This window comes from Legionella sp. PATHC032, from assembly GCF_026191185.1.
In the GTDB taxonomy this organism is placed as follows: domain Bacteria; phylum Pseudomonadota; class Gammaproteobacteria; order Legionellales; family Legionellaceae; genus Legionella.
Window position 1 is genome coordinate 2796074 of the sequence record NZ_JAPHOV010000001.1, and the last position, 25450, is coordinate 2821523.

Below are 25450 nucleotides of genomic sequence, written 5' to 3' on the forward strand. Positions count from 1 at the left end.
TATGATTAATTAATAATCCCTTAGTTCAAAAAAAAATAAACCCAACCCTGTGCAACTCTCAAATCGGTATTTTGGTAATATTTCATACAGCAGCTGGAGGCATTACTATGACAATAGAACTTATTCGCAATGGAGAAACAGATACCAATAATTATGAAGAACATCTGGATTCTTTGGGATATGAAGGATTAGAAAAATCCTTGAAAGAAGATGCCAAGTCGATATGCCAATTCTTTTGCAGTGAAGAGCTGGTTTTACAAGGTTTAAAAAAACTGGTAACGCAATATTATCAATTTAACCAACCTGAGAAAAAAACATTAATGCAATTTTTTGATGACTGGGGAAGTAAAAATCATTTTAACCAGGGAACCAAATCAAATGAACAGATACCTTTTGAAACCAGTCGCAATTTTCATTACCCTAATCACACTCCAGTTTTATGCGGTGAATTAACCGCTGATTTATTCAATAATGTCCTTCTAAAACAGGGTTATTTATCTGCCGATATTGGAGCAGGGCCAAAGCATGGCAAATGGGCACACTCCATTCAATTTTTTCTTTTGGAAGAAGCAAGAAAAGCTGGACAATTAAAACTTCATGCCAATAACGTCTGCGAATTTATTAAAAAAATCTCACAAATTCATGGTCAATACGAATAATTGAGTTTATGGAGCATCCTTTTTGATTCATTTGATGAAACCTTTACCTGTCCTAATATAATTACTCAAACTTTGATATCACCATGGGATAATTCGAAAGAAGCTCAATTTCTAGCAGACAAGTTAAACCATTTCCAAAAAAAATTTGAAAAGGCCGCATCTACCGAAAATAATTACAATGCCTATGCGAATAAAAAGTATCTGAGCAAAATTGATAAAGCAAACTACGTTAAATACAAGGACAAATGCGCATTACTGTGGTTTTCACCTCACGATAAAAAAAACATTCCAAAGCCTTCCTGCCAAGAAGAATTGAAGCTTAATGAATTAAGCATATTATAAGAGGATATCACTTTTTATCGGTCAATTTAGAATGTATTATCTAAGTCATCCCTGGATTGAATAGCAACTTTATTAAAAGTAATTCAGTTTATATAAACTCCCTCATTAAAAACATTTTTTGCCTTGACCTTGGAGTTTTGCGCAAGTCCTATTATATTTAAAGTATAATATTTAATCTATTTTGGATTAAATAAACCAGGGAAAACGAGATCATGAGCAAATTCCTCGTGTTTATTGGATCAATATTATTTTTTTCTTCCGTTTTAGCAGGAGATATCCCAGAAGTAGACATACAAGATCAACAATCTGATCAGGAACTATGCGCCCAAAAATTTTATAATCAATGCATCAATAAGTGCGAAAAAACAAATTATGGTGATTGCACTCAAGCCTGTGAAGAAAATGCTAAAAATCAATGTCTTTATGCAGGTGAATAACAATGGCTTGCATTGAGGCAATTAAATTAAATCCTATAAATTTTGATAGTGAAAACATTAACTCATTAAAAATAAACTATATTTCGTCATTTCATGTTATAAATAAAACATTGCGTCTGGAATTTTAAAATGCTCCATAATAACAAAATTAACAAACTCGCTGTCTTTTGTGGATCTAACACAGGTTATTCTGAAGTCTATAAGCAATCGGCTGAAAACTTGGCCGATGTTCTAAGCAGTAGTGGTATTACCCTGGTTTATGGTGGCTCAAAAAGCGGTTTGATGGGAATAATAGCGAATCGCATGTTAAAAAATGGATCTAATGTCATCGGTGTTATACCAAAATCTCTGGTTGACACAGAAAAAGCGCATGATGGCTTAACAGAATTACATATTGTTAATTCAATGTATGAAAGAAAAGTATTGATGTGTAAATTGTCTGATGGGTTCATTCTGCTGCCAGGCGGGTCGGGTTCTCTGGATGAGTTTTTTGAAATGTTTACCCTGGCACAATTGGGATACCATAAAAAACCCTGCTGCGTACTAAATGTATCTGGTTACTACGATTACCTTTTGCAATTTTTAGACTACGCTGTTAATCAAGGGTTTTTACACTCAAAGGATCGAAACACGCTCATTGTCGATCAATATCCACATACACTCATTGAGAATTTATTTGAGATAATCAATAACCGCAAATAAAAATTTAGGACAATTAATAAAATAACAAGGAGTTAACCAATGCCAAATAAACTGTTTATAGCTGCTTTCTTATGCAATATCCTTTGGAGCCCAAGCCATCTAGCCTATGCCTCATCAACAGAAATCCCCATACTTGGGAAAACCATGACCCAGGCTAAACAACAACAAATGACTCCCAAGCAGGCATTGCAACGTTTAAAAGATGGCAATCAACGCTTCTTGAGCAATAAACCTTTAGCACGAGATTATCTACAACAAGCCAAGCAATCAGCTTATGGTCAATATCCTTTTGCGGTCATCTTGAATTGTATGGACTCGCGCAGTGTTCCTGAATTCTTTTTTGATCAAGGCTTGGCAGACTTATTTACCTTACGCGTTGCGGGTAATGTTCTCAACGATGACATTTTAGGAAGTATGGAATTTGCTACAAAAGTAGTGGGAGCTCGTTTGGTAGTTGTCCTGGCACACACCTCCTGTGGTGCTGTTGCAGGGGCATGCAAAGATGTCAAATTGGGACACTTGACTGATGTTATCAATAAAATTCAGCCTGTCGTGAAACCCAGCATGGAAAACACAGGCATTGATAATTGCTCAGATCCCAAACTAATTGACGACATGGCTAAAGCGAATGCCCTGCATGTTGTAAAAAATATACTAGAGCAAAGCCCTATTTTAAATGAATTGGTTAAGAATAAACAAATTGGGATTGTAGCAGGCATTCATGATATTAAAACTGGTAAGGTGACTTTTTTTGAAGAAAAGCGATCTGTTCCAGAGTAAAGTAAGTTGGCAGTTGCCAACTTACTTTAATATTTCCTTTCAAATGCAAGCTGAATTTGGTTACAATCATATAATTTTTTGTGAATGATTCTTATATGCCAAAATCACATAATTCCATTATATTCCTTGGTTTGCTTTCTGCGTTTTCTTTACTTACATTTGATCTTTATCAACCATCACTACCTTTCATAACCAATTATTTTAATATCACCCCAAGTATGGGGCAATTAACCCTAAGTATTTATTTGTTAGTCTATGGCTTGACTCATCTTCTATGGGGGCCACTTATAGACCATTTTGGACGCCGACGACTACTCCCTGGAAATCTTTTATTAGCCTTAATTGGCAGTTTAATGTGTGCATTCGCACCGAATGTCACCATGCTTATTTGCGGCCGTGCCATACAAGGATTCGCCTTGTGCTGTGCAAATCTCATTGCCTATTCCGCAGCACGTGATTTTGAAGACACAATTGTTCGCGCCAAAGTGCTGTCCTATATTTCTATGACTGTTTCAGTTTCACCGATTATTGCCCCAGTAATTGGTGCTCTTATCTTTCATCATTTTGGCTGGCAAGCTAATTTTATAGTCATGGCAGTTGTTGCCTGCATTCTATTGATTCAAACCAAACTCTCCTTATTGGAATCCCCTTTCTGGACACCTCCCCAAGAGCAATTCTCGGTAAAAAAAATACTCCAGGAGTATAAATCCATACTCAATATACCCTCTCTATGGTGCGCATCATTTATTTTAATGTTTGGTATTTCTGCTGTCATGCTCACGGTAATTAATTCCTCCTACCTCATTATTGAGGTACTGAATTACTCTCCTCTTGCCTATGGACTTATTTTTATCCTGAATGGTTTAAATATTATTTTTGGAAACTATCTGGGTATTTGGCTTCGTGACCGATTACCTATCATGACCACCATCTATTTGGGGAACTGGTTCATTATCCTTGGTGGTACAGCGATGTTGATTACTTCCAAATTGTTTGGATTTAGTCTGTTGGCATTGTCCTTTTCATTAATTGCTAACTTGGGAATTAGTGTCAGTGCCGCTCCAACGATATCCATCGCTCTGACGGACTTTAAACAAAATGCAGGAATAGTTATGGCTTTTATGAATACCATACGTTTAATTGGCCCCTCTCTTTTAACTATTCTAACCGGCTATTTGTTGGTAAAGAATCTTGACGCTCTTCCACTGGGACTAATAGGTTCGGGAATTGGAGCTCTCTTTTTCTCATGGCATTTCAGCCGATTGACCACTGAATCGAGAAACTCGGATATGGATAGCAAAGAGGCGGTGACCTAATTGTCTGTTAATGCATCCATATTGGATATAAAATTTTTTACATAATTCTCCTGAAACAGAGTGCTGCACATTGGTTCTGTGAAGGTAAAACAAAGCATGAGTTGATCATTAAGAGTAAGAACATTGAGTAAAACAGGTATGTCTGCATTTTGTCGGGATGTACAAAAATAGCTTTTTTCCCATTTCAAATGACCATATTGAGTATTAAAGGGTAACAAACCAATATTGGTTACGGTCACCCCCATTGAAAAGCGATCCCTATGACCTTCCCATGATGACAAGGCATCCAGAATATCTCGCCTACTGTGATGAACTGGAAATATAGCATCACCAGGCAATCGCTCTTGTTTTAACTGATGATCATAATCCCTGGCAAGCTCTACAATACCTGATTCTATACTGACTTGTTTATGATACGTAGTTACCACAGACACATAACAACCAAAATAATCTTCTGGAATCACAGGTTCACACCACTTCCTTAAATTAACTGGGGTGTGCAATGTTGTATCTAAAGGTTGATCAAGCACTTTTGTTAACGCCATTAAGGACAGTGCATTAATTAGTGCATTCAGAGAAAAGCTGTGATTTTTACTGAAAGCCAGAAGCGCTCTGGTTTGTTGCACTGTAACAGGGTGATAATGATTTTTTGTTATTCGTTCGCCAGGAGGGACATAATTTTGGTAATAAATTGGAGTAGCTAAAAATGCACGAGGAGCAGAAGATTTCTGCCCTTTTTTGTGTTGCACCAGCGCCTCAACGGGGGGATAGAGAGGGAATGATGGCTTTGAATCACTTTTCTGGTAAATTCTAAAGAGAGTATCGAAAAAATAGGCTACTGAGACGCCATCTCCAATATTATGCCCTGCAATTAACAAGATTTCATGAGAATTACCGTGTTGGTTATAAATAAGAACTGTTCGCCATTGATAATCTTGATTGCGAGGAGGTCGATTTAATTCCAATTCAATCACCTCTTTCCATACAGAGTTTGAAGTCCTTTTTATGATTTGAAATGGTAAGTAGACAACATCACCTTCCTCTATATTAAATTGACACTGTTTATGACCTTTCATCACTTTAGCTCTAAGCAATGGCTGCTGGATTTGTAATAACCTGAGCGCGCTGGTTAAACGCTCCAAATCCAAATCAGAAACAGTGATTTTTGCAACAGCAGCGATTAAACCATTCCCATAATCTTGATCATTTCCCCATTGACATAATTCTTCCCAATAACCCAGTTTTCTCGAGCCTGGTTTCATAGACTTTCTCCCAAAGCCCTAGCCACGATGCTAGAAAGTTTTTTTACAGAAAGTAATTTCCATATTATAGGACATACACCTAATTAATTATTTTTGATGGATATAACCTCGTATTAATGCTCTAAATTGTAAACAATTGCTTTTTTTAAGTTTTATTTATGCAATTTAGCCCAAAAAATTCATACTTTTATCAATGTATTATCATTTTTTTATTCCTGATTATATTCTGTGATCCCATCTCTTAATGTTCATTTAATACTCTTAATGTAGAATATTCGTCATGACAAAAGTTTTACTATGGTAATTTATGACTAAAATATACTTATTAACAGCACCTTTTGATGAAGAGGCAAAAACTGGTGATGGGCAATACGCGGCCTCTTTGGAATTGGGTTTTGCTGAAAATTACGAAGATATACCCTGTCAATGGTTAAAAAAAGATAAAGGTGATTACTCTATCCCATTTCCAACAGGAACCACTTCCATTCCGGAAGATACTATACCAAGCGCGATAATATTACAGCCAGTTGCTAACGAAAATACAATCATAAGCGGTTATAAATTAAACGATGCTGTTTCATCTCCAGAAAAAGCACAGGAAGTAAATAACAAAACGGTTAGTCCTAGAACACCAAAAATTATTGTAAAGCATGATAACAGCCTGCAATCACTTACAATAATGGATATTTACTCTCAAAAACCTATCCAATTTGATGAGTCAAAAGTTGATGAAATAATTAACTTTTTGGACACAAAAAAAGCCAATCTTGGAAAAGCTATAAAAGATAATAGTGCTGATCTGAGTAAAATTAAGAAACAAAAATCCAAATTAGCTTATCTGGTTAGATTATATAAGGAAAACAAAGAGAATATTCAAGATTTTTGTACTTTAAATGAATATATTGAGGCTCATTTATTTAATCCTAGTTTTTTAAGCAGACATGAAAAAGCGCTCAATAATTTTAAGGCACTTAAAAGCCAATTTACAGGCCCTGCAAATTTAAAAGAGCTGGAAAAATTAACAGATAAACTGACTGGAATTAAAGAGTACAGCTATGACTTCCACAGTAGCAGTTTACCCTATGATTTAGAGCATGATAAAAGTTTCAGAAGTTTTTATGATTTTGCTGGATTAAAAGAATCTGTTGAAAATATTATCAAGGAGTTAGAGGTACTCAACAGCATCTGTCTGGCTGTAGCAGACAAGTATCCCCATTGCTTTAAAGCGCTAAATGAAACAAAAGACCATCATGATAAATTAAAATTTATCAATATTATTTTCAACGATGGATTTAGCACCACTTATGACCAACAAACCTTTATCAAGGCATTATCAATTCAGAATGTTGAAAAGGCAATTGACGCTTATACAAATGTTAAAAACCAACTGAAAAACACCCAGGATATTATCGCCAATAAAGAGGGATGCAGAAACAAATTAATTTCAGAATTACAAACTTTGATTGCAAAGCACCAAGAGCCTTACCTGTCTGCAAATGAAAAGCTTGGCGGTTTTTATAGTAAAAGAAAGCTCTCTGCAAGTGAAGGGTTTCATTTAGCCTATCAGGCAAACCGACGTGATCCGATAAAACCCGAAGTGATTGCAAACATTATTGCCAAAATGAAACCTATTGATGAGAATACTCATCTTGATATTCATATTCGTCCACCAGATTGTGGAGTATTTATTACTCCCGAAGACATCAAAAAATTTCAAGAGGCGGGTATTAAAGTCAATATCACAATTCATGAGTACAAACAAAACTATACTCGACGTTATTTACAACAATATACTCATGATTTAATGCGCCAGGCAAACAGCGTGCAATTCTTTAATGCCGCAGATAGAGAAAATGCGGTCATTGCGGCTACCTATGGTGATTGTGATAAGCGCAATACCACTGAACCGACTGGTGTTGCAAAAAAAATAAGAGAAGTTGGGGAGGATTTTGACTTAGATAAATATCCGGTTGATAAATATGATTTAAAAGGAAAATCTGGATTAACCGTAGCATCACAAAAATTAAGTACTGAACCGGATCATCCTTTGGATGTGGTAGCTAAAGCTCCTAATATCTTATCCTTTGGTACGATTCGTCCTGGCAAAGGATTTGAAGAAGCGTTAAAGCTGGCTCAACTGATCAAAGATGACTCAATTTCTATTCGTGAAAAAATAAAACGAGTGCCTGTTGTAAAACTGGCAGGTGACCCACAAGATAAAGGTTTAATGAAGCAAATAGTTGTTGAAAGATTTGGAAAAACAGCTGTCAAAACATATCAGAAAATACATCCCTATGATAGTAAATTTACTAATAGCCAGCGCAGAGATTATTGGAAAAATTTAGTTAAGGAATTAAATGCAAAAGTTAAGGAAGAAGTCGCTGTTCTTAACAATCCTTACATTGAAATATATCCCTGGTGTGAGCCGCATGAATTGCTGGATTTAAAGCAAAACTGTAAATATGTTTGTCGAATGGACGACATGGGCATGAGAAACAATGGCTCGGCAATTATCAGCGTATTAGACGTTGGTATTGTTTATACTAAATTTGGCTCTGTTACAGACGATATTTTTATTAAGGGCGGCAAATATGGCAATGCCGTTGATATTGGAGAATATCGTTATGGTAAATACAGTCTGTTAAAGAAGGAAAAGGAATTTAAAGAAGAGCATGCGGAAGAACCACTACCTAAGTGGCTAATCAAAAATCCAGACTCTGCTTATAAGCGACAATCAGAATCCAGAGATCCAAAGGATATTTTAGACTCCATTGTTGCAAGAGAAAAAAATCAATTAACATGTGATAATATAGAAAACTCCGATAATTATCGAACAGTGGTAGAAGCGCAAAAGTTGTTAAAAGAACGCTTTACACTCAAAAATGCTGTAGATCATTTATTAGAGAATATAGGACTCGGTCATTTAATTGCTAAAGAAGAGGTTGATGAGTTATTTGAGACAATTGATCCATTACAGGCTCAAATAGATAATTTAGATGGACTTACTGATATCAAGACCCCGCGCCTAAGTTTGTCACGCTCTTGCCCTGAGTTAGGCTTTTTTGGCTCACGTCGTGGTGACTTGGAGACTAAACAAGAAAATAATAAACTTAAAGAATCAATACTGGTAATTTGATATGCCAAAAGGAAAACCAATGCCTAATACTCTGAAAGAATTGGAAAAATTAATCTGCGATGAAGGCATCACAGATAATGTGATTGCGACTCTATCCAGGCTAAAACCGTTTGATTTAGCCATGCTCAAAGCCACTAGTGACGTCAAAGTTAAAACGCTACTAGATAGCGATCCATTAAAGCCATTCTGGGTCAATAAATTTAATAAATTACGATTAGAGAAAGATCATACTTTTCAATTTAGAAACCCGGATGCGCGATCAAGAGCCGATTTCTATTGTGGCTATGTTTTATATTTAGCGGCATTAAAGGAAAAACAAAAAGAAGACACCAGGAATTATTATGATTATCTTAAACTGTCCTTCTCGACATTTAATTGCTTTTATGCTGCACAGGAAATTTTGACGTTTTTAATTAGCGGTTGTAAAAATGATTCCAAAAGAGAAAATATCGACCTTTTATACAATTGCGTAACTAGCCAAAGTACTCCAATACAAGAACACAAAACACCAGGGTGTTTGTTACTTGCTAATGCGTATTTTTATCTTGCCGGCTTTTATCAACGCCTGAATCTTAAGGCAGAAAGCATTGAATGTTATAGAGAATGCTGGGAACAACTTCATTTGGCGCAATTATTAGAGACAGATTCTGAACGAGAAATTTACAATGCCTACTTTAATAAGGGATTAGCGACCAGTAATGCATTTGGTTTGCATTCCATATCAGAAATTAAAGCTCGATGCCTTGATTTAGCCTCAGAAGCATTACCCTATCCGGTGCGAAATGCCAAGGAAGCAAGTGCGGTAAAGATCTTTGAAAATAGATTTAAAGACAGCATGATGATAGCTGATAAGGGCGATGAGGACAACATAATTCGACCAACTATCTTATAACAGAGTCCGAGAAAAATCAGCTGATATTCTCTTTATGGCATTGTGCTATAACGCTAAAACTGACCAATATTATCTTTCAGACTTCTGTATTTTGGATAGAAAAATTCATATTAAATTAAAGCTCAATAATATGAGTTTTTACTTATGGAAAAGCAATATTAGTATTAAAAAACAGAGATTATGGTATCCTTGGTATTTGTTTTAATTGGGAGCAATATACATTAACTTATGTCCAGGAAATCGTAGAAATCATAACTCTAATTGGTAGTATCATTCAGGGTTCATCATTGAAATACTCATGATTTACAAGCATTTCTAATCCTATACTTACTGTTCAAGGTTCAGGACTAATAAGATTAATACCCAAACAATACCAAAATTTTTTACTCAGATAATTAAGGAATCATGCAAAGGTTAAAAAATATATTTACTGCAATTTACCAATACTTATTAAAAGAAACTGAAGACGCAAGTCATCAAATCACTTTATTTGGCATCGTCATGATGATTAATTACCCTCTTTTCGGAGTTTTCTGGAAACTGGAACATTTTCAACTGACAGAAGAGTTTATTTTACGTATCACCGCGGCTCTCCTCTGCGCCTGTTTGGCATTTAATCAATTTTGGCCAAGACCATTATTAAAATTTCTACCTGTTTTTTGGTATATAGTTCTGCTCTTTTGTTTGCCTTATTTTTTTGCTTATTTGACCCTCATAAATAATGGTTCGACCCTTTGGCTAATGAATTGCGTATCAGCTATCTTTTTTCTTTTATTAGTTTCCAGTGTATTGGGAGCTCTTATATTACTTGTATCAGGTGTTGGGCTTGCTTTTTTTCATTTTTATATTTTATCAAATAATCTGTTTGTCTATATCCCGGGAACTATATCTCTTTTTAGTTTAATTGTTACGTTTATTGCAGCAATCATCATTGGAGCATTGTTTGCCCGCGATAGAGAAATCACCTATGCAGGACGTTTATCAGGTATGCGTATGCTGGCTGGAAGTATCGCTCATGATTTAAGAACGCCACTTGCCAGTATTTATTTACAGGCTGAATTACAGGAATTGATTGTCGAAAGATTAAATAATCCAGAAGTTCAAAAGGATCTGAAGGAAAATTTAAGCAAAATTACTCGTGGAATAGAAATGAGTAATCAATTAATTCGCATGCAATTAAATAATATTCAACGAGATAAATTAGATACGAGCACATTTTCTATTTACTCCATCAAAAAATTGCTCAAAGCGTCTTTAGAGGAATACCCTTTCAAAGAAAATCAAAAATCATTGATTCATTTAAATGATAAAAATGATTTTTCCATATGGATTGATGAAGTGGGTTTTAAAAATATGATGTGGAATTTGCTAAAAAATAGTCTGGAATATATTGAGGAAACCAATAAAGGCGAAATCACTATTTGGCTAGAACAAGGATGGGAGAAAGAAAACTTTAATTACCTCCATATAAAAGATACAGCGAAAGGCTTAAATCATAAAGAATATGAAAAAATTTTTGATTTCTTCTATTCTGGCAGAAAAGAAGGAACCGGTTTAGGCTTGGCCTATTGCAAGCTTCTGATGCAAGCAGCAGGTGGTGATATTTCCTGTAAAGGGAAAAAAAATGAATTTGCTCATTTCACTTTAAAATTTCCCAAAATTGATTAATTCCTATTTAACATAAGAAATTCTGGGATTTCTTATGTTAAATAATATCAATTAAATAATACATTGGAAAACTGTTCCCACATCCTTAACTGATGAGTTTGAATAAAATGAAATGCTTCTATCAACCGCTGAGGAGATTCTTCCCATATGGGCACAATCAATTGTAATGTAGTATCAAAATGATCGACGTGGGTATGAACATTAAAGAAGGTCATGCCATGTTGAGATATTTCCATCGATTTGGCAAGTTCAACAAGAAAAGGATAATCAAGATTATCCAAACGCTCATAAGCTGCAAAAGCACACAAATGATCGTGAGGATCATGTTGTGCCAACCAGGATAAATGAGCTTTATTAAATTCTTTGGCAAAAGGCATGTAGTTGGTTTCATTCACTATTTCATCATGAATATCAACGCCGCATTCTTTTGCAAAACGTTCATAAAGCTTTTCATGGGAAAAACGATTACCAATTCCAATTTCTTCATAAATATTTTGAATAATAATTTGTTTTGAAGCTTCGTTATCAGCAAAGTTGGCTACATACCACAAAAAATTTATAAAATGTCCTCTCAAATGATAAAAAATTGATGCAAACATTTTTCTAAGATTGTCATCCCAGAAAATAGTTCGCTTAACATCAAACAAAGGAATCGAACTCAATGAATTCTTATAATCCAAATCGGATTGAATAAGAAAATGGCTGAGTGATTTTGGTAAATTTACGCTTATCTCTTCAGGCATGATTCACACTTCATATGAAATAAGTTAAGTCCAGCAAGTTAATTAAACATTATACCATTTGATCATTATTTAATCAACAAGATATTATTGACTGTTTTCTAAAAACAGATTTGCTTATAAAAGCAAAAGTATCGTTTTTTGTCTTGTTTTTGTCAATTCAAAGCGTAATCATATCTGATATTGAGTTTAAACTTCCACTATAATTTCCTGGATAAATGATAAAATCTTGCTTTAATTAATAAATAGTAAGGAATTGTATCGAAAGCCAGGTGCTAGCGGAAATAGGAAAATTCTCATTATAACTTTTAGGTACATTCTATCTATTTTTCAGAATTGAAAGTAACAGATCAGTGCCCTTATGTCTAAGTATCCTCTAGCGGTCGGATTTGAGTTCAGATTAAATGAAAATAATCCTGAAAAGGCACAGCATAGAATAGCTATGTGAGCTGATTTGAAGGATTATTTTCGTTCAAGACGAACCAAATACGGCTGTTCCAGGTAGGGGACTGTTCTCTTACAATTGAAACAGCTTTTTCATAAAGGCGACTGAGATGAACTAGTGTTCCTGGCAAAATCAAAACCTTTTTCAATCGATTGGTTTTCTTTTTTATGTTCTCGCCAAAAACGCTGGATTTTTATAATTGCCTCTTCTTTTGCGACAAGTTCAAATCTCACATCTGAGGGATTTTGATAGGGATATATTCGTTTGATTGTTTCATAGTAAGAAAAAGCTAATCTTCGTTGCATTTGACAACCAGGCCGCGCAAGGTCAAGGAGCTTTGCAACAGATTGATAACATTTATCAGCTCCAGCAGCACTCAAAATCATTTTCTCGACTTCATCCAACTGTTGAAAAAATTGCTTATCCAGTTGCTGGGTCCCCTCTATCAAGGTCACTGTAGCATATAATAATTTCTCTAGCTCCCTTAAAGGGCTTGCCTGGTTATAATCACCTAAATCCTGATTGATGCCATCAAGACTCAAGCCCAGTCCCGGAACTAAATCACTGTTTATTTCATAATCTGATTCACCTGGATACATATTGGATTGTTGAGACTGAATACTCAGACTATCCATATTTGAATAATCCGGAGTCATCCAAAACGACGTTTGTTGAATATGTTTTCTCACATTCGCTCTTTGCTTTATAAAAGCAAGTGCTCTTGATTTGGGCATACCAGCTATCAAATTAACTACCTCAGCACAAGTGGAAAACATGAATTCCCCCAAATGCTCCCAAACCTTTGCTTTGCTTTTAGTATCCATTTTGCGGGTCACTTTATCGCCATAGCTGCCAATTGCCAATTGAATAACCAATAGATACTCAGCGATGATATTCAGATACAAATAATTACCGAATACTTTGCGCCGGCTGTTGAACAAGGATCGAACCGAGCCACTCGATTTATCGAGAAATAGAAAAGATGGATGGTAAGCACCCGTTAGCAATTCCTCATGATAATGTTTTGTCCAATCAGAAACTGTCAAAAAGCTGGTCAATGGAAGGCTGTCACCCAAATCAGCAATACCGCTGACTCGTAAGTTAACAAACTCAACTGCCTTTTGCCATTTATCAAGGCGACCCATTTGTGATTGCAAGGCACTTAAAAGCTCAACCAAGGCCTGATATCGGCCCTTGTCGTTCCTTTTACCCTTATCAATATGAGTATGAAACATATCAGCCAGATAAGGAAATACTATACCTTCTCTTAGGAGTACGAAAAGATCATGTACATTTTTCTGCACTGAAGAAGTGAATTGCCTAAGACTTTGCTGCTTATCATGCAGATAAGTAAAATAAGAAGGTGTTGCTTTATAAACATAAATTTCAAGGTTTTTTGCATCACTTATCAAATTCTCGAATTTCTCAAAACCAGGTGATTTCCGGCATTTTTCGAGAATCTCCGCTCGATTAATTGAATACTGGCTGAGAGGGATAGGTAATTGGCTTTGCAAATTCAAACGGCGTTGATGTTTTAACAAATAATCTGCCATTTGAAACTCACTACTTAAAGCAGATTGCGGCTCCCCCTTTTTTTGCACCTTTACGGCAATAATTTCATTGCCTTTATTCGTGCTAAAAAGTAATGTTCTTCCCTGTATGTGCAGTAATTTCCCGTCATTGATATTGAAACGAAACGTATTCTTGACGGAGTCTTTTCCTTTTTGGAAAAAATGTTGAGAGCCAAAATTGACCTGTTTTGGACGTGTTCTTAGCAAGAGATTATCAGTAATGTTCGCATGATAATAATGCGTTGACCTGCTCTCACGGTACATAGGATTCAAAATAGAATCTGGTTCATAGGATTGGGTAAGCCAAGCAAGGTAAACCTGATTAGGAAAGAAAAAAGCAGTGGAATCTCTAAACTGCTGCATAAATGCACGTTGATTATGTGTCAATGGTTTCTTATTGTTATCCAGTATAAAGGCTCTTATAAAATTGAAATGAAGTTGGTGATTTTTTATCCAGGAAACAATGGGATACTCACTGGTTTTAGTGCATTCAACAGCCATACTCCATATTTTAGATTCATTTTCTTCAAGATAATCAGCCACTTTTTGAGATAAATTAAGATACAGATCTTTACGACCTTTATTTCTCTCACTGGCAGCTATGGTTTTTAGAAAAAGATAATGCGATATAAGATACTGCGCAGGGATGCTCTTCAGTTTTTCATCTAAAACATATTGTTTTAACAATGCAATATAAAGCTCAATCAACTCAAGTCTGGTATCTTCAAAAGGAATTTCCTCCAAGGGAACTGATTGATTATGTCGCTTGCTAACCACTGGCAGTAAGCCTAGATCCTGGGTTTCACTTTCCCCAATTTTTACAAAATATTCTTGTTTCAAAGGAACAGTAGTTAGAGTAGGTGGCGTTGAGGTGCTTAACTGACTAGTATCTGGCTTTTGGTAACCAAATATTCCATCTAATAATTTATCCAGATAACTAAACATAGTTACAACACCTCATTGTATTTTAATTCCCTAAGTGAATCCGTTTCTCTACCTACTTTAAATAAAACAGGCTAAGGTTTACTAGTCTTCTCCATTGTTGGCTGAGTCGTTTGTACCTCTGGCTTTTTCCAAATCATAAATGGCTTCAGATATTTTTCGACAAAAGAGTCGGTCTTTTCTGTTTTTAATGTCGTTATTGCCTGTGGAGGAGCAATTAGCTCATCTTCCTTTTCTATCTCCTTGTCATCAACTTCCTTAAGATCGATTATTTCATCATCGATTTCCTTCAAATCTTTCATATACCAAGAGGGGGTGAGCACGCTGGTTAACGCGGAATAACAACCGTCCACTGAAAAACCGGCTTGCGCTGTTTTTTTAGCATCGGCCTCTTGCCCAGGGACATTGATATCACCAACGACAGTGAGCGCGCGTTGAACCCGACCTGGATCAACTCCCAAATGAAGCCATTCAGATGAATCAATATAGGGGACTGCTTCACCTGTAGCCGCAAACAAGCCTCGCGCGTAATGCATAATATCCAAGCCGTCTTGTTTGCCAAACAAATGAATCAGTGTAGGTACAATGCCAGAAACACCTTTTGAGTGCCCCAAAAAAACTTCAACCGGGCTCTTGCAGCGCATCAAATCGATCATGTGCGATAAGTGAATTAAATAACCTTCAGGGGTGCCATCAAAACTATCACCTACTCTGTCTTCTATACATCGAGAGTACAATTCGATTTCTTTCTCTGAAAAAAGATGGGTCAAATGCTTGCGAGCATATTCTTCGAACTGTTTAGCCCCATACAGATGATAACGATGATAAGCATCGCCGTAAGAGGCTTCGCTTTCACGCCCGGCTACAAAAAATAACTGGGCAATGTTTATTTTTTTAAGATCCAGTTCACTGAGATCGGAGATTGTTCGCCCGTCTTGACATACGTGTGGAGAAAGTTGTTTTTTCGAGGAGCAATACATCAATTGGCTGTACATCAATGTGCGCATAGTATGGGCTAAGCCATGAATGGGGCGATGAAGCTGCTTGCCATCAATTGTAATATACCTTTGCAAGTTATGACCATCTCCTTTTGCAAAGGTCGCTGTTGGATTCTTGTAATTATACTCCCATTCAGAACCCACCTCAGTGTAAGGCTGAGATAAGCGTGTTTTATATACATATTCCGCTACTTCCAACACATCAGAATCTAAAACAATAGGCACAATCGTCTCCTTCCATAAACAAAATGAGGCTTTATTATATAACAAGTGCAATTATTTATCAATTGCATTGATGTAACCACAAAGGGAAAAAAATTACAAGTCTATGATTACATAGTTTCTTACTAGATTGCCTAGGATAATACAAATTATGTCTTTGGCTGCTTCAGTCAATAGACACTTATGATTTATACGAAAAGAAAAATTAAGAATCTTATCGATTTATTTGCAATCCAAATGATTTTCTGAAATTCACAATGGACTTATAATATACTTATAGTTAGAACACCAGCCTAGGGTGATGAACATGGTTGACAAAATAAAATTCAAAGAGCCGGAACAATGCGAGTATTTACATATTGATAAGGATAACAAAGTACATATTCTTTTACCCATTGTAGGTGGAGATGAAATAGGACTGGATAATACCTGTGAAACAACAGGCGAATTATTAGCCTTTTTCTATGGAAAAACGCATGGTGGGACAAAGTATTCTGCTGAATATCACCTAAATGAATATAAAAAGAATCTGGAAGATGATATAAAAGCAATCAATGTCCAAAGAAAAATTTCACCAAATGCCTATGCTGATCTATTAAAGGAGAAAAAAGAACGCCTGGAACAAATCGAAAAATATATTGATTTAATTAAAGTACTCAAAGAGAAGTTTGATGAACAAAGAGAAATAGATAAATTACGCACAGAAGGAATCCCGCAATTACCTTCTGGGGTAAAAGAAATCATTAAATCATCTGAAAATGCCTTTGCTTTTAGACTTTCCCCAGATAGACCAGACTCATTTACCCGCTTTGATACTCCTCTGTTTAGTCTAAAAAGAAACAGATCTCAATATGAAGCTGGGGGATACCAACGGGCAACTGATGGATTAGGGGCTCGTTTGCGTTCGGAGCTTCTGCCGCCAGATAAAGACACCCCTATTGTTTTTAATAAAAAATCACTTAAGGACAAAATCGTAGATTCTGTTTTAGCACAACTTGACAAAGACTTTAATACAAAAGATGGCGATCGTAATCAAAAATTTGAGGATATAAAAAAACTCATTTTAGAAGAGTACAAAAAAATTGATTCTAAACTGCAAGTAGATGAAGATACCTATCACCAGCCACTTACTTTGGATTATTTGGAAAACATAGCATGTACAATAGATGAAAAATCCACCGCGAAGGATTGGATTTATGGAATTATTGGCGCTACAACAGAAGCTGATTATTGGCCAAAAAAGGAAAGTGAAGTTGGTGAAGAAAAAGTTAGTGTTTTCTATGAAGGAACAAAAGAAATAAAATTTGAATCAGATACAAATACAATGTCAATTAAAGTCCAATATTTATTGGCCGAGATTAATTTTTATTGTAAAACCAACAAATTATCAGATGCTAACTTCGGTGAATTTTTTGATAAAGAACCCCATGCTACTGAAATTGCTAAAAGCGTGAAAGAAGGACTTGTTCAAGGAGCAGAAATTGAGCCTATTATCTATAATTACATTAACAGTCACTATGCCGAACCAGGATTAACATCTCCGTTAACTAGCAAGCAACAAGAGGAAATTACTGAAAAATTTACTCAACGTTATCACATTATTGAAAATTCTCCTCACTTTGATGAATTTTTTGTGGCTGATCCAGATAAAAAAGGGAATATCTTCTCCCATCAAGGCAGAATGAGTTGTCATTTCCTGGATTTCTTTACTCGACAAACCAAAGGCAAATATCCCCTTGGAGATCTGGCGGGTCATCAGGAAGCACTCCTGGAAGGAACTTCCAATCGATTGCATCACAAGAATGAGTTAGTGGCTCAGGGGTATGAGAAACTTGATCAATTCAAGAAAGACGTTGTAAAACTGCTGGCTGAGAATAAATCAAAGGAACTATTGGATTATTTGGTGGCAACTGCACCCACAGGTGTCCCGAATTATTCCATGCTTTCAAAGGAAACTCAAAATTATATTGCTTATAATCGTAACTGGCCAGCCATTCAGAAAGAACTGGAAAAAGCTACAAACATACCAGAGAATCAAAAACAGGATCTGCTAAGATTGCTTTCTCGCAATAATCTGCAATACGATAATCTAAGCGCAATTACCTGGTCAAAATACTCCTCCAAACCATTATTGGATGTGGAGTTAAATAAAATCGCTGAAGGTTTAGATCTTACTGCTAAAATTTATAATGAAAAAAGAGAGCGCGAATGGTTTAAAGGCTCAAAAAATAAAGTAAGGGAAACCCAATGCGCTGAATTAAAAAAAGTGGCTGAAGAAATTAATACCCTCTTGAACAACCCATCTTTATCAAAAGGTGAAGTACTTAATACACTATTAAAATCGATTGAAACGCTGGATAAAATTGATGATGAAATATCCTCCGAATTCAATTTGTTTCAAAGTACTTTACAAAAAGAAGTCCGATTATTCCGAGAGCAATTGAAGGACATCTGTCAGTTAGACAACTATGCCTTTAAATCAAAAAAACTTGATGAAATTATCTCTCTGGAAATGGAAGAACAATTTCAAAAGATACAAGATCCGACGGTTCAGCAAATTGTCAGGGACTTGCCTTCCCATTGCCATAACGATGAGGCAATTGAATTCTTTAAGACATTGAATCCTGAAGAAGCATCTAAAGTAGCTAGCTATTTAAGCCTGGAATACCGAGAAATTAATAAATCAACGGATAAGAAAACTCTCCTGGAACAGGATATTCCTAAATTATTTAAAGAAGTGAATATGCAACTGTTATCTCAATTGAAACAAGATAGTGCTGTTAAAGAAGACGTCTATGAAAAACTCAGTCAATTGGCTGATAAAATTCCTCCTGAGTTTTTTACAAGAAACAACATTAGAAAATGGTCTGCCAGTCCTGAAAAGCTCGAGGAGTCCAATCTTAATGAGCTAATCAAATCAGTCCAAGGGCCCTCTCCACAAATAGCAAAACAATTTAGAGAAGCCATGGCTGAAATCACAGGAAGAAATGAACCACCCATAGAAACTGTTAGGCATACGATGTAGCTTAAAGCGATTGAGAATATAAAAATACGGTTGTGTTGTGGCGTATGTGTAATCAAACAAAAAGTTTAATTACAAATCTTCTTGTTATTTTACAAGCAAACTGTTTTTATAATATACTATAAACAAGACACTAGAAAATGGTGATAAACATGGTTGACATAATCAAATTCAAAGAGCCGGAACGTTGTGATTATCTATATGTTGATGAAAACAACAAAGTTCATATCCTTTTACCGATTGTAGGAGGAGATGAAATAGGTTTGGATAATACCTGTCAAACAGCAGTTGAGTTGATCACATTTTTCTATGGTAGTGGGCACGGTGGTGAAACTAAATATTCTGCTGAACACCAACTCAGTGAATACAAAAGGCAATTGGAAGAAGACATCAAAGCCATCAATAGTCAAAAGAAAATTTCACCTCACGCTTATGACGATTTATTAAAAGAGAAAAAGGAACGCTTACAACAAATTGAAAAATACATTGAATTAATTCAAGTACTAAAAAAACAATATGATGAACAAAATGATATCAGGCAACTTCGTACAGGAGGGATTCCACAATTACCCTCTGGGGTAAAGGAAATCATTAAATCCTCTGAAAATGCTTTCGCTGTGAGACTTTCTCCATATGACAACGATAAATTCACTCGCTTTGATGACCCTTTATTCAATGTCAAAAGAAACATCTCAAAATATGACACGCCCTCAAGACAAGCTCCTATCCCAATATACGAGGGATTAGGTTATCGCCTGCGTTCAACACTGTTCCCGGAAGATAAAACACCAACTCCAATTAATAAAAAATCACTTAGGGATAAAGTTAAAAGCACTGTTCTTAGTCATTATAAAGATGAAGATAGAATTGATGGAGAAAAAAAAGATGAAAAATTAAACGAACTAATTACTAATCTTCAAAACGAACTTATAAAAGAGTTAGTAAAAAGTGATCCTCAATATTCGAAACTATCTTTATCTAAAGATCCAAGAGGAAAAGAAATAAATTACGATTATTTAGTAAATAGTTTGATGCTTGTAGATAACGACTCTGAAATTGGTGATTGGATTGATACTATTCTCGACGCTACAGTAGATTCCACCGTCTGGGTAGCTCAAGCATCCAGCCCTTTCTATGATGGTGCTAAAGAAATATCATCAGACCGCGATGCGGACAAGATATCCATCAGAGTTCAGTACCTGTTGGCCGAAGCCAATATTTACTGTAAAACAAACAAATTATCGGATGCTAACTTTGGAGAATTTTTCGACAAAGAGCCTCATGCTACTGAAATTGCGAAAAGAGTAAAGGAAGGATTTACGCAAGGTGCAGATATAGAACCAATTATATACGACTATATTAACAGCAACCATGCCGAGCTGGGATTAAAATCTCCGTTAACCGGCAAACAACAACAAGAAATCACTGATAAATTTACAAAACATTATAATACGATTAAAGAATCTCCACATTTTGATGAGTTTTTTGTCGCTGATCCGGATAAAAAAGGGAATATCTTTTCTCATCAAGGCAGAATCAGTTGTCATTTTCTGGATTTCTTTACTCGACAAACCAAAGGCAAACATCCCCTTGGAGATCTTGCGGGTCATCAGGAAGCACTGCAGGAAGAAACATCCAATCGCTTACATCACAAAAATGAGGTGGTGGCTCAGGGATATGAGAAGCTTGATCAATTCAAGAAAAACGTTGTAAAACTGTTAGCTGAGAATAAACCTAAGGAATTATTGGATTATTTGGTTGCTACCTCACCCACAGGTGTTCCAAATTATTCCATGCTTTCAAAAGAAACTCAAAATTATATTGCTTACAATCGTAACTGGCCAGCCATTCAGAAAGAACTGGAAAAAGCTACAAACATACCAGAGAATCAAAAACAGGATCTGCTAAGATTGCTTTCTCGCAATAACTTACAACACGATAATCTAAGCGCAATTACCTGGTCAAAATATTCTTCCAAACCATTATTGGATGTGGAATTAAATAAAATCGCCGAAGGATTAGAACTCACTGCTAAAATTTATAATGAAAAAAGAGGGCGCGAATGGTGGTTTAAAGGTTCAAGAAATCAGTCCCGTAAGACCCAATGTGAAGAATTGCAAAGAGTATCCAAAGAAATTAATACTCTTCTACAAAGTGAATCTTTAACAAAAAGCCAAGTTCTTGAAAAAGTTTTAAACTCTATAGAAACTTTGGATAAAATTGACAGAGAAATTTCCTCTGAATACAATTTGTTTCAAAGTACTTTACAAAAAGAAGTCCGATTATTCCGAGAGCAATTGAAGGACATCTGTCAGTTAGACAACTATGCCTTTAAATCAAAAAAACTTGATGAAATTATCTCTCTGGAAATGGAAGAACAATTTCAAAAGATACAAGATCCGACGGTTCAGCAAATTGTCAGGGACTTGCCTTCCCATTGCCATAACGATGAGGCAATTGAATTCTTTAAGACATTGAATCCTGAAGAAGCATCTAAAGTAGCTAGCTATTTAAGCCTGGAATACCGAGAAATTAATAAATCAACGGATAAGAAAACTCTCCTGGAACAGGATATTCCTAAATTATTTAAAGAAGTGAATATGCAACTGTTATCTCAATTGAAACAAGATAGTGCTGTTAAAGAAGACGTCTATGAAAAACTCAGTCAATTGGCTGATAAAATTCCTCCTGAGTTTTTTACAAGAAACAACATTAGAAAATGGTCTGCCAGTCCTGAAAAGCTCGAGGAGTCCAATCTTAATGAGCTAATCAAATCAGTTCAGAGCACTTCTCCACAAACAGTAATAGAATATAGAAAAGCTATGGGTGAAATCAGAGGAAATAATGAACCACCTAGAGATACTCTTGGGCATACAATATAGCCTGATGATATTAAGTCGATTAACTCATCAGTTAAAGAGATACATTATTTAGCTGCGGGAGATTAGCAAGAACATTTTTCAGTAACTCTCACAGCTTTCTCTATCGCTGTAAATTAACGCAAGTTATGGATAAAATCAGTTGTTATCTCGAAGCCGTTTATCAACTCTAATGTTTCATGCCAAGGCTTCGAGACGATGCTTATGGAAATCCTCAGCCCAAACGAACCCTGGATATCGACTCCTTCCTATATAATCCTTACCGATAACTCTCGTTAAATTAATTAATGTTTTGCTTTCCTCTTGTCCTGCCAAGTTTGCAACAATACATAAAAAACAGGCACAAAAACAACTGCGAGACAAGTTGAGGCAAGCATACCACTGCTCACAGCTATGCCAATTGAGCGTCGAGAATTGGCACCTGCACCTGTTGCAAAAACCAAGGGCATAACCCCCATGATAAACGCAAAAGACGTCATCAGGATAGGTCTAAATCGTGTTTTAGCGCCAATCACTGCCGCCTCAATAACTGATTTATTATGAATTTCACGTTGTTCACGTGCGACTTCAACAATCAAAATAGCATTTTTTGTAGCCAATGCAATGAGAAGCAACAAGCCAATTTGAGTATACATATTATTATCCATGCCCAAACTGCCAAGAGCTAATACTGTTCCGACCAAAGTCAAAGGGACACTCAGGATAATCGCAGATGGAATAAGCCAGTTTTCATATTGACCAGATAAAATTAAATAAACCAAAACCAAAGACAAGGCAAAAATAAAATAACTGAGGTTACCAGCGACTTTTTCCTGATAAGCTGTACTGGTCCATTCATAAGATATTCCCGGGGGCAATTGTTCCTTTGCCAATTCCTCCATAACCTGGATTCCCTGACCTGAGCTATATCCTCTAGCAGCAACCCCATTTATGTTACTTGAAGGATAAAGGTTATATAAAGAAATGATTGAGGGACCCACTGCAGGACCTACGTCCGTCAAAGTACCTAAAGGCACCATGGAACCGGATTGATTTCTTACATAGTAATTTCTTAAATCTTCGCTGCTAATCCGTGAGGACGCATCAGCCTGAACATAGACTGGAAATACCTGACCAAATTTTGTAAACAGATTGACATAAGAAGAGCCTAAATAAGTTTGCAAAGTATCAAAGGCATCTGCGATACGCACGCCTAAGGATTCGGCTTTGGTTCTGTTAATCGGTGCTGAAACTTGAGGTACACTCGCGCGAAATGTCGTCATAAGGTTTTGCAACTGCGGGTATTGATGTCCGGTATTAATCATTTGATCAGTGGCTTGTTGTAATTTCCTGTAATCAAAAGTACCGTCTTGTAATTCGACCTGCATTTGAAATCCCCCAGACATCCCCAAGCCTTGAATAGGAGGAGGCACAACCACCAACACTTTTGCATCGAGAGTTTCTTTGGCCATTGCATTGAATTTGGTATAAAGAGCTCGTAAATTCTCTGATTTTCCTCTGACACTCCAATCTTTGAATATAACATAGATAACACCAGCGTTAGGGAGCAGAGAATTGTTATCCAATAATGAAATGCCATCAATAGCAATCACATTATCTACCCCCCCAACTTCAGATGCTTTTTTAGCTAATCTACTCACGACTTCATCGGTACGTCCTAAACTGGCACCATCAGGCAGCTGAACACTTAACATCAAATAGCCTTGATCTTCCATGGGAATGAAGCCGGTTGGAATACGTGTCAGACCATAAATGGCACAAGCCACTAAAATGATTCCAATCAAACAAACTTTGCCACTACGGTGCACAAGCCGATCAATAAACTTTACGTAAGCCGATTCAATGGGATTATAGATTCGATCAAATGCCTGAAAAAATATATTCTTCGGTTTACTCGTATCAGGAGCTTTTAACCATAAAGCACATTGAGTCGGCTTTAACGTCATGGCATTAATTGCGCTTATAAAGGCAGTTGCAGCAATAACCAAGGCAAACTGCGCATACATTGACCCTGTTAAACCCGGCATAAAACCAGCAGGGACAAAAACAGCCATTAATACCAAGGTAATACCAATAATAGGTCCAAATAATTCTTTCATTGCAAGTATGGCAGATTCTTTCGGTGATAGGCCTTTTTCAATATGTTGGGTAACCCCCTCAACAATAACAATGGCATCATCAACCACAATTCCAATTGCAAGCACTAAAGCAAACAAAGTGAGCAAATTAATACTATAGCCAAGCAATAACATGGCAAAAAATGTTCCAATGATAGTCACAGGAACCGTTGTCGCAGGTACTAATGAAGCGCGAAAATTTTGTAGAAATACAACAATCACTATCAAAACCAAAATTCCTGCTTCAAAGAGTGTTTTGTATACTTCTTCAATAGATGCCTTGACGAAAACAGTGGTATCAAATGGAATAGAATATTCAAGCCCCGGAGGGAACTGTTTCGCCATTTTCGCCACTGCTTTACGAACCTCTTTTGCAACATCCAGCGCATTGGCGCCAGGAAGCTGAAAAATACCTATCGCTGCTGTAGGTTTGCCATTAAGATTAGCAAGCTGATTATAGCTCTCGGATCCCAACTCAACTCGCCCTACATCACGAATGCGTACTACCTGAGCAGAGCTATTGGCTGATGAATTTTCATCGGGTGATGTATCAATCGTTTTAATAATAATGTTTTCAAACTCTTTTGGATCAGAGAGTTGTCCAGGTACATTCACAGTAAATTGATAGGCTTGTTTACCGACGGTTGGAGGAGCACCCAGTTGCCCCGCTGAAACTTCTTTGTTCTGGTAACTGATGGCATTTAAAACATCACTTGGATTCAAAGAAAAAGCAAGCATCTTTTTAGGATCGAGCCAGACACGCATCGCATAACTTCCTGAACCAAAAACCACAACATTACCTACTCCAGGTAAACGGGATAATTCATCTTGCATATTGATGGTCGCATAGCTGTCAAGGAATACGCCGTCGTATTCATTATTTTTTGAAGTCAAAGTAATAAATTGAAGAATAGCAGTCGATTTCTGCTGAACGACAACACCTTGCTTTTGCACTGATTCGGGGAGTTGAGCCATCGCTGCTTGTACTCGATTTTGCACCAGAACCTGCGCATAGTTCAGATCAGTGCCTATAGCAAACGTGACAATTAAAGTATAGGTGCCTCCACTAGTACTTGTCGATTGCATGTACAGCATGTCCTCAACCCCATTGACTTGTTGCTCAATTGGCAAAGCGACGGTATTAATCAACGTTTTTGCATCTGCACCAGGATAGCTGGTGGTCACCTGGATAGTAGGAGGAACAATGGCAGGGTATTGGGACACAGGCAAAACAGCAATCGCTATTATTCCTATAAATACAATAAACAAGGCGATGACATTGGCCAGAACGGGTCTTTCAATAAAAAATTTGGAAATCAT

At 36.4% G+C, this 25450-nt stretch carries 14 protein-coding genes and 1 pseudogene; 10 read left to right on the forward strand and 5 right to left on the reverse strand.

Annotation, left to right across the window (positions count from 1 at the left end; all coding sequences use genetic code 11):
- Nucleotides 1-71: 71 nt before the first annotated feature.
- From OQJ02_RS12480 to OQJ02_RS12500, 5 genes and pseudogenes are all read left to right on the forward strand, one after another.
- Nucleotides 72-1001 (forward strand): annotated as a pseudogene (locus tag OQJ02_RS12480) (LirA/MavJ family T4SS effector).
- Between the two features lie 212 nt (nt 1002-1213).
- Nucleotides 1214-1438, forward strand: coding sequence for a hypothetical protein (locus OQJ02_RS12485; RefSeq protein ID WP_011947421.1), 225 nt, complete (start codon nt 1214-1216; stop codon nt 1436-1438).
- A gap of 129 nt (nt 1439-1567) precedes the next feature.
- Complete coding sequence (locus tag OQJ02_RS12490; protein ID WP_265719336.1) at nt 1568-2140, forward strand: TIGR00730 family Rossman fold protein; 573 nt, start codon at nt 1568-1570, stop codon at nt 2138-2140.
- A gap of 39 nt (nt 2141-2179) precedes the next feature.
- Nucleotides 2180-2920: a carbonic anhydrase gene (locus OQJ02_RS12495; protein ID WP_265719337.1), complete on the forward strand. Its 741-nt coding sequence runs from the start codon at nt 2180-2182 to the stop codon at nt 2918-2920.
- Between the two features lie 95 nt (nt 2921-3015).
- Entirely contained in the window at nt 3016-4236 is a 1221-nt protein-coding gene (locus OQJ02_RS12500) for a multidrug effflux MFS transporter (protein WP_265719338.1), read from the forward strand.
- On the opposite strand, the gene OQJ02_RS12505 is transcribed toward OQJ02_RS12500, so the two are convergent.
- Nucleotides 4233-5498 (reverse strand): phthiocerol/phthiodiolone dimycocerosyl transferase family protein, encoded by a 1266-nt coding sequence (locus tag OQJ02_RS12505; protein ID WP_265719339.1) that lies wholly within the window; start codon nt 5496-5498, stop codon nt 4233-4235. The two genes, OQJ02_RS12500 and OQJ02_RS12505, sit on opposite strands and share 4 nt — an antisense overlap.
- 307 nt (nt 5499-5805) lie before the next feature.
- Here OQJ02_RS12505 and ceg32 point away from each other — a divergent pair, with 307 nt between their 5' ends.
- The 3 genes from ceg32 (at nt 5806) to OQJ02_RS12520 (ending at nt 11194) form a co-directional block, all read left to right on the forward strand.
- Nucleotides 5806-8634 carry a Dot/Icm T4SS effector Ceg32/SidI gene (ceg32, locus tag OQJ02_RS12510; RefSeq protein ID WP_265719340.1) on the forward strand — a complete coding sequence of 943 codons (2829 nt, stop codon included), beginning with the start codon at nt 5806-5808 and terminating at the stop codon, nt 8632-8634.
- 1 nt (nt 8635) lies between these two features.
- On the forward strand, nt 8636-9526 hold the full coding sequence (gene mesI / locus OQJ02_RS12515; RefSeq protein WP_265719341.1) for a Dot/Icm T4SS effector metaeffector MesI: 891 nt from the start codon (nt 8636-8638) through the stop codon (nt 9524-9526).
- 405 nt (nt 9527-9931) lie between these two features.
- Nucleotides 9932-11194: a sensor histidine kinase gene (locus tag OQJ02_RS12520; RefSeq protein WP_265719342.1), complete on the forward strand. Its 1263-nt coding sequence runs from the start codon at nt 9932-9934 to the stop codon at nt 11192-11194.
- 47 nt (nt 11195-11241) lie between these two features.
- Here the strand turns inward: OQJ02_RS12520 and OQJ02_RS12525 are convergent, their stop codons facing one another.
- The 3 genes from OQJ02_RS12525 to OQJ02_RS12535 form a co-directional block, all read right to left on the reverse strand.
- The gene (locus OQJ02_RS12525) at nt 11242-11937 is read right to left on the reverse strand and encodes an iron-containing redox enzyme family protein (RefSeq protein ID WP_265719343.1); all 696 of its coding nucleotides are present in this window, start codon (nt 11935-11937) and stop codon (nt 11242-11244) included.
- Between the two features lie 534 nt (nt 11938-12471).
- A complete protein-coding gene (locus OQJ02_RS12530; RefSeq protein ID WP_265719344.1) occupies nt 12472-14895 on the reverse strand; it encodes a SidJ family T4SS effector polyglutamylation protein in 2424 nt (807 codons plus the stop codon).
- A 71-nt stretch (nt 14896-14966) separates the two neighbouring features.
- Complete coding sequence (locus tag OQJ02_RS12535) at nt 14967-16160, reverse strand: SidE phosphodiesterase domain-containing protein (RefSeq protein WP_265719837.1); 1194 nt, start codon at nt 16158-16160, stop codon at nt 14967-14969.
- A 250-nt stretch (nt 16161-16410) separates the two neighbouring features.
- Between OQJ02_RS12535 and OQJ02_RS12540 the strand changes: the two genes are divergently transcribed.
- Both OQJ02_RS12540 and sidC read left to right on the forward strand, forming a co-directional pair.
- Nucleotides 16411-19137, forward strand: coding sequence for a protein SdcA (locus OQJ02_RS12540; RefSeq protein ID WP_265719345.1), 2727 nt, complete (start codon nt 16411-16413; stop codon nt 19135-19137).
- Between the two features lie 137 nt (nt 19138-19274).
- Complete coding sequence (gene sidC / locus OQJ02_RS12545; RefSeq protein ID WP_265719346.1) at nt 19275-22016, forward strand: Dot/Icm T4SS effector SidC; 2742 nt, start codon at nt 19275-19277, stop codon at nt 22014-22016.
- Between the two features lie 281 nt (nt 22017-22297).
- Here sidC and OQJ02_RS12550 read toward each other — a convergent pair whose 3' ends face one another.
- On the reverse strand, nt 22298-25450 hold the full coding sequence (locus OQJ02_RS12550; RefSeq protein WP_265719347.1) for an efflux RND transporter permease subunit: 3153 nt from the start codon (nt 25448-25450) through the stop codon (nt 22298-22300).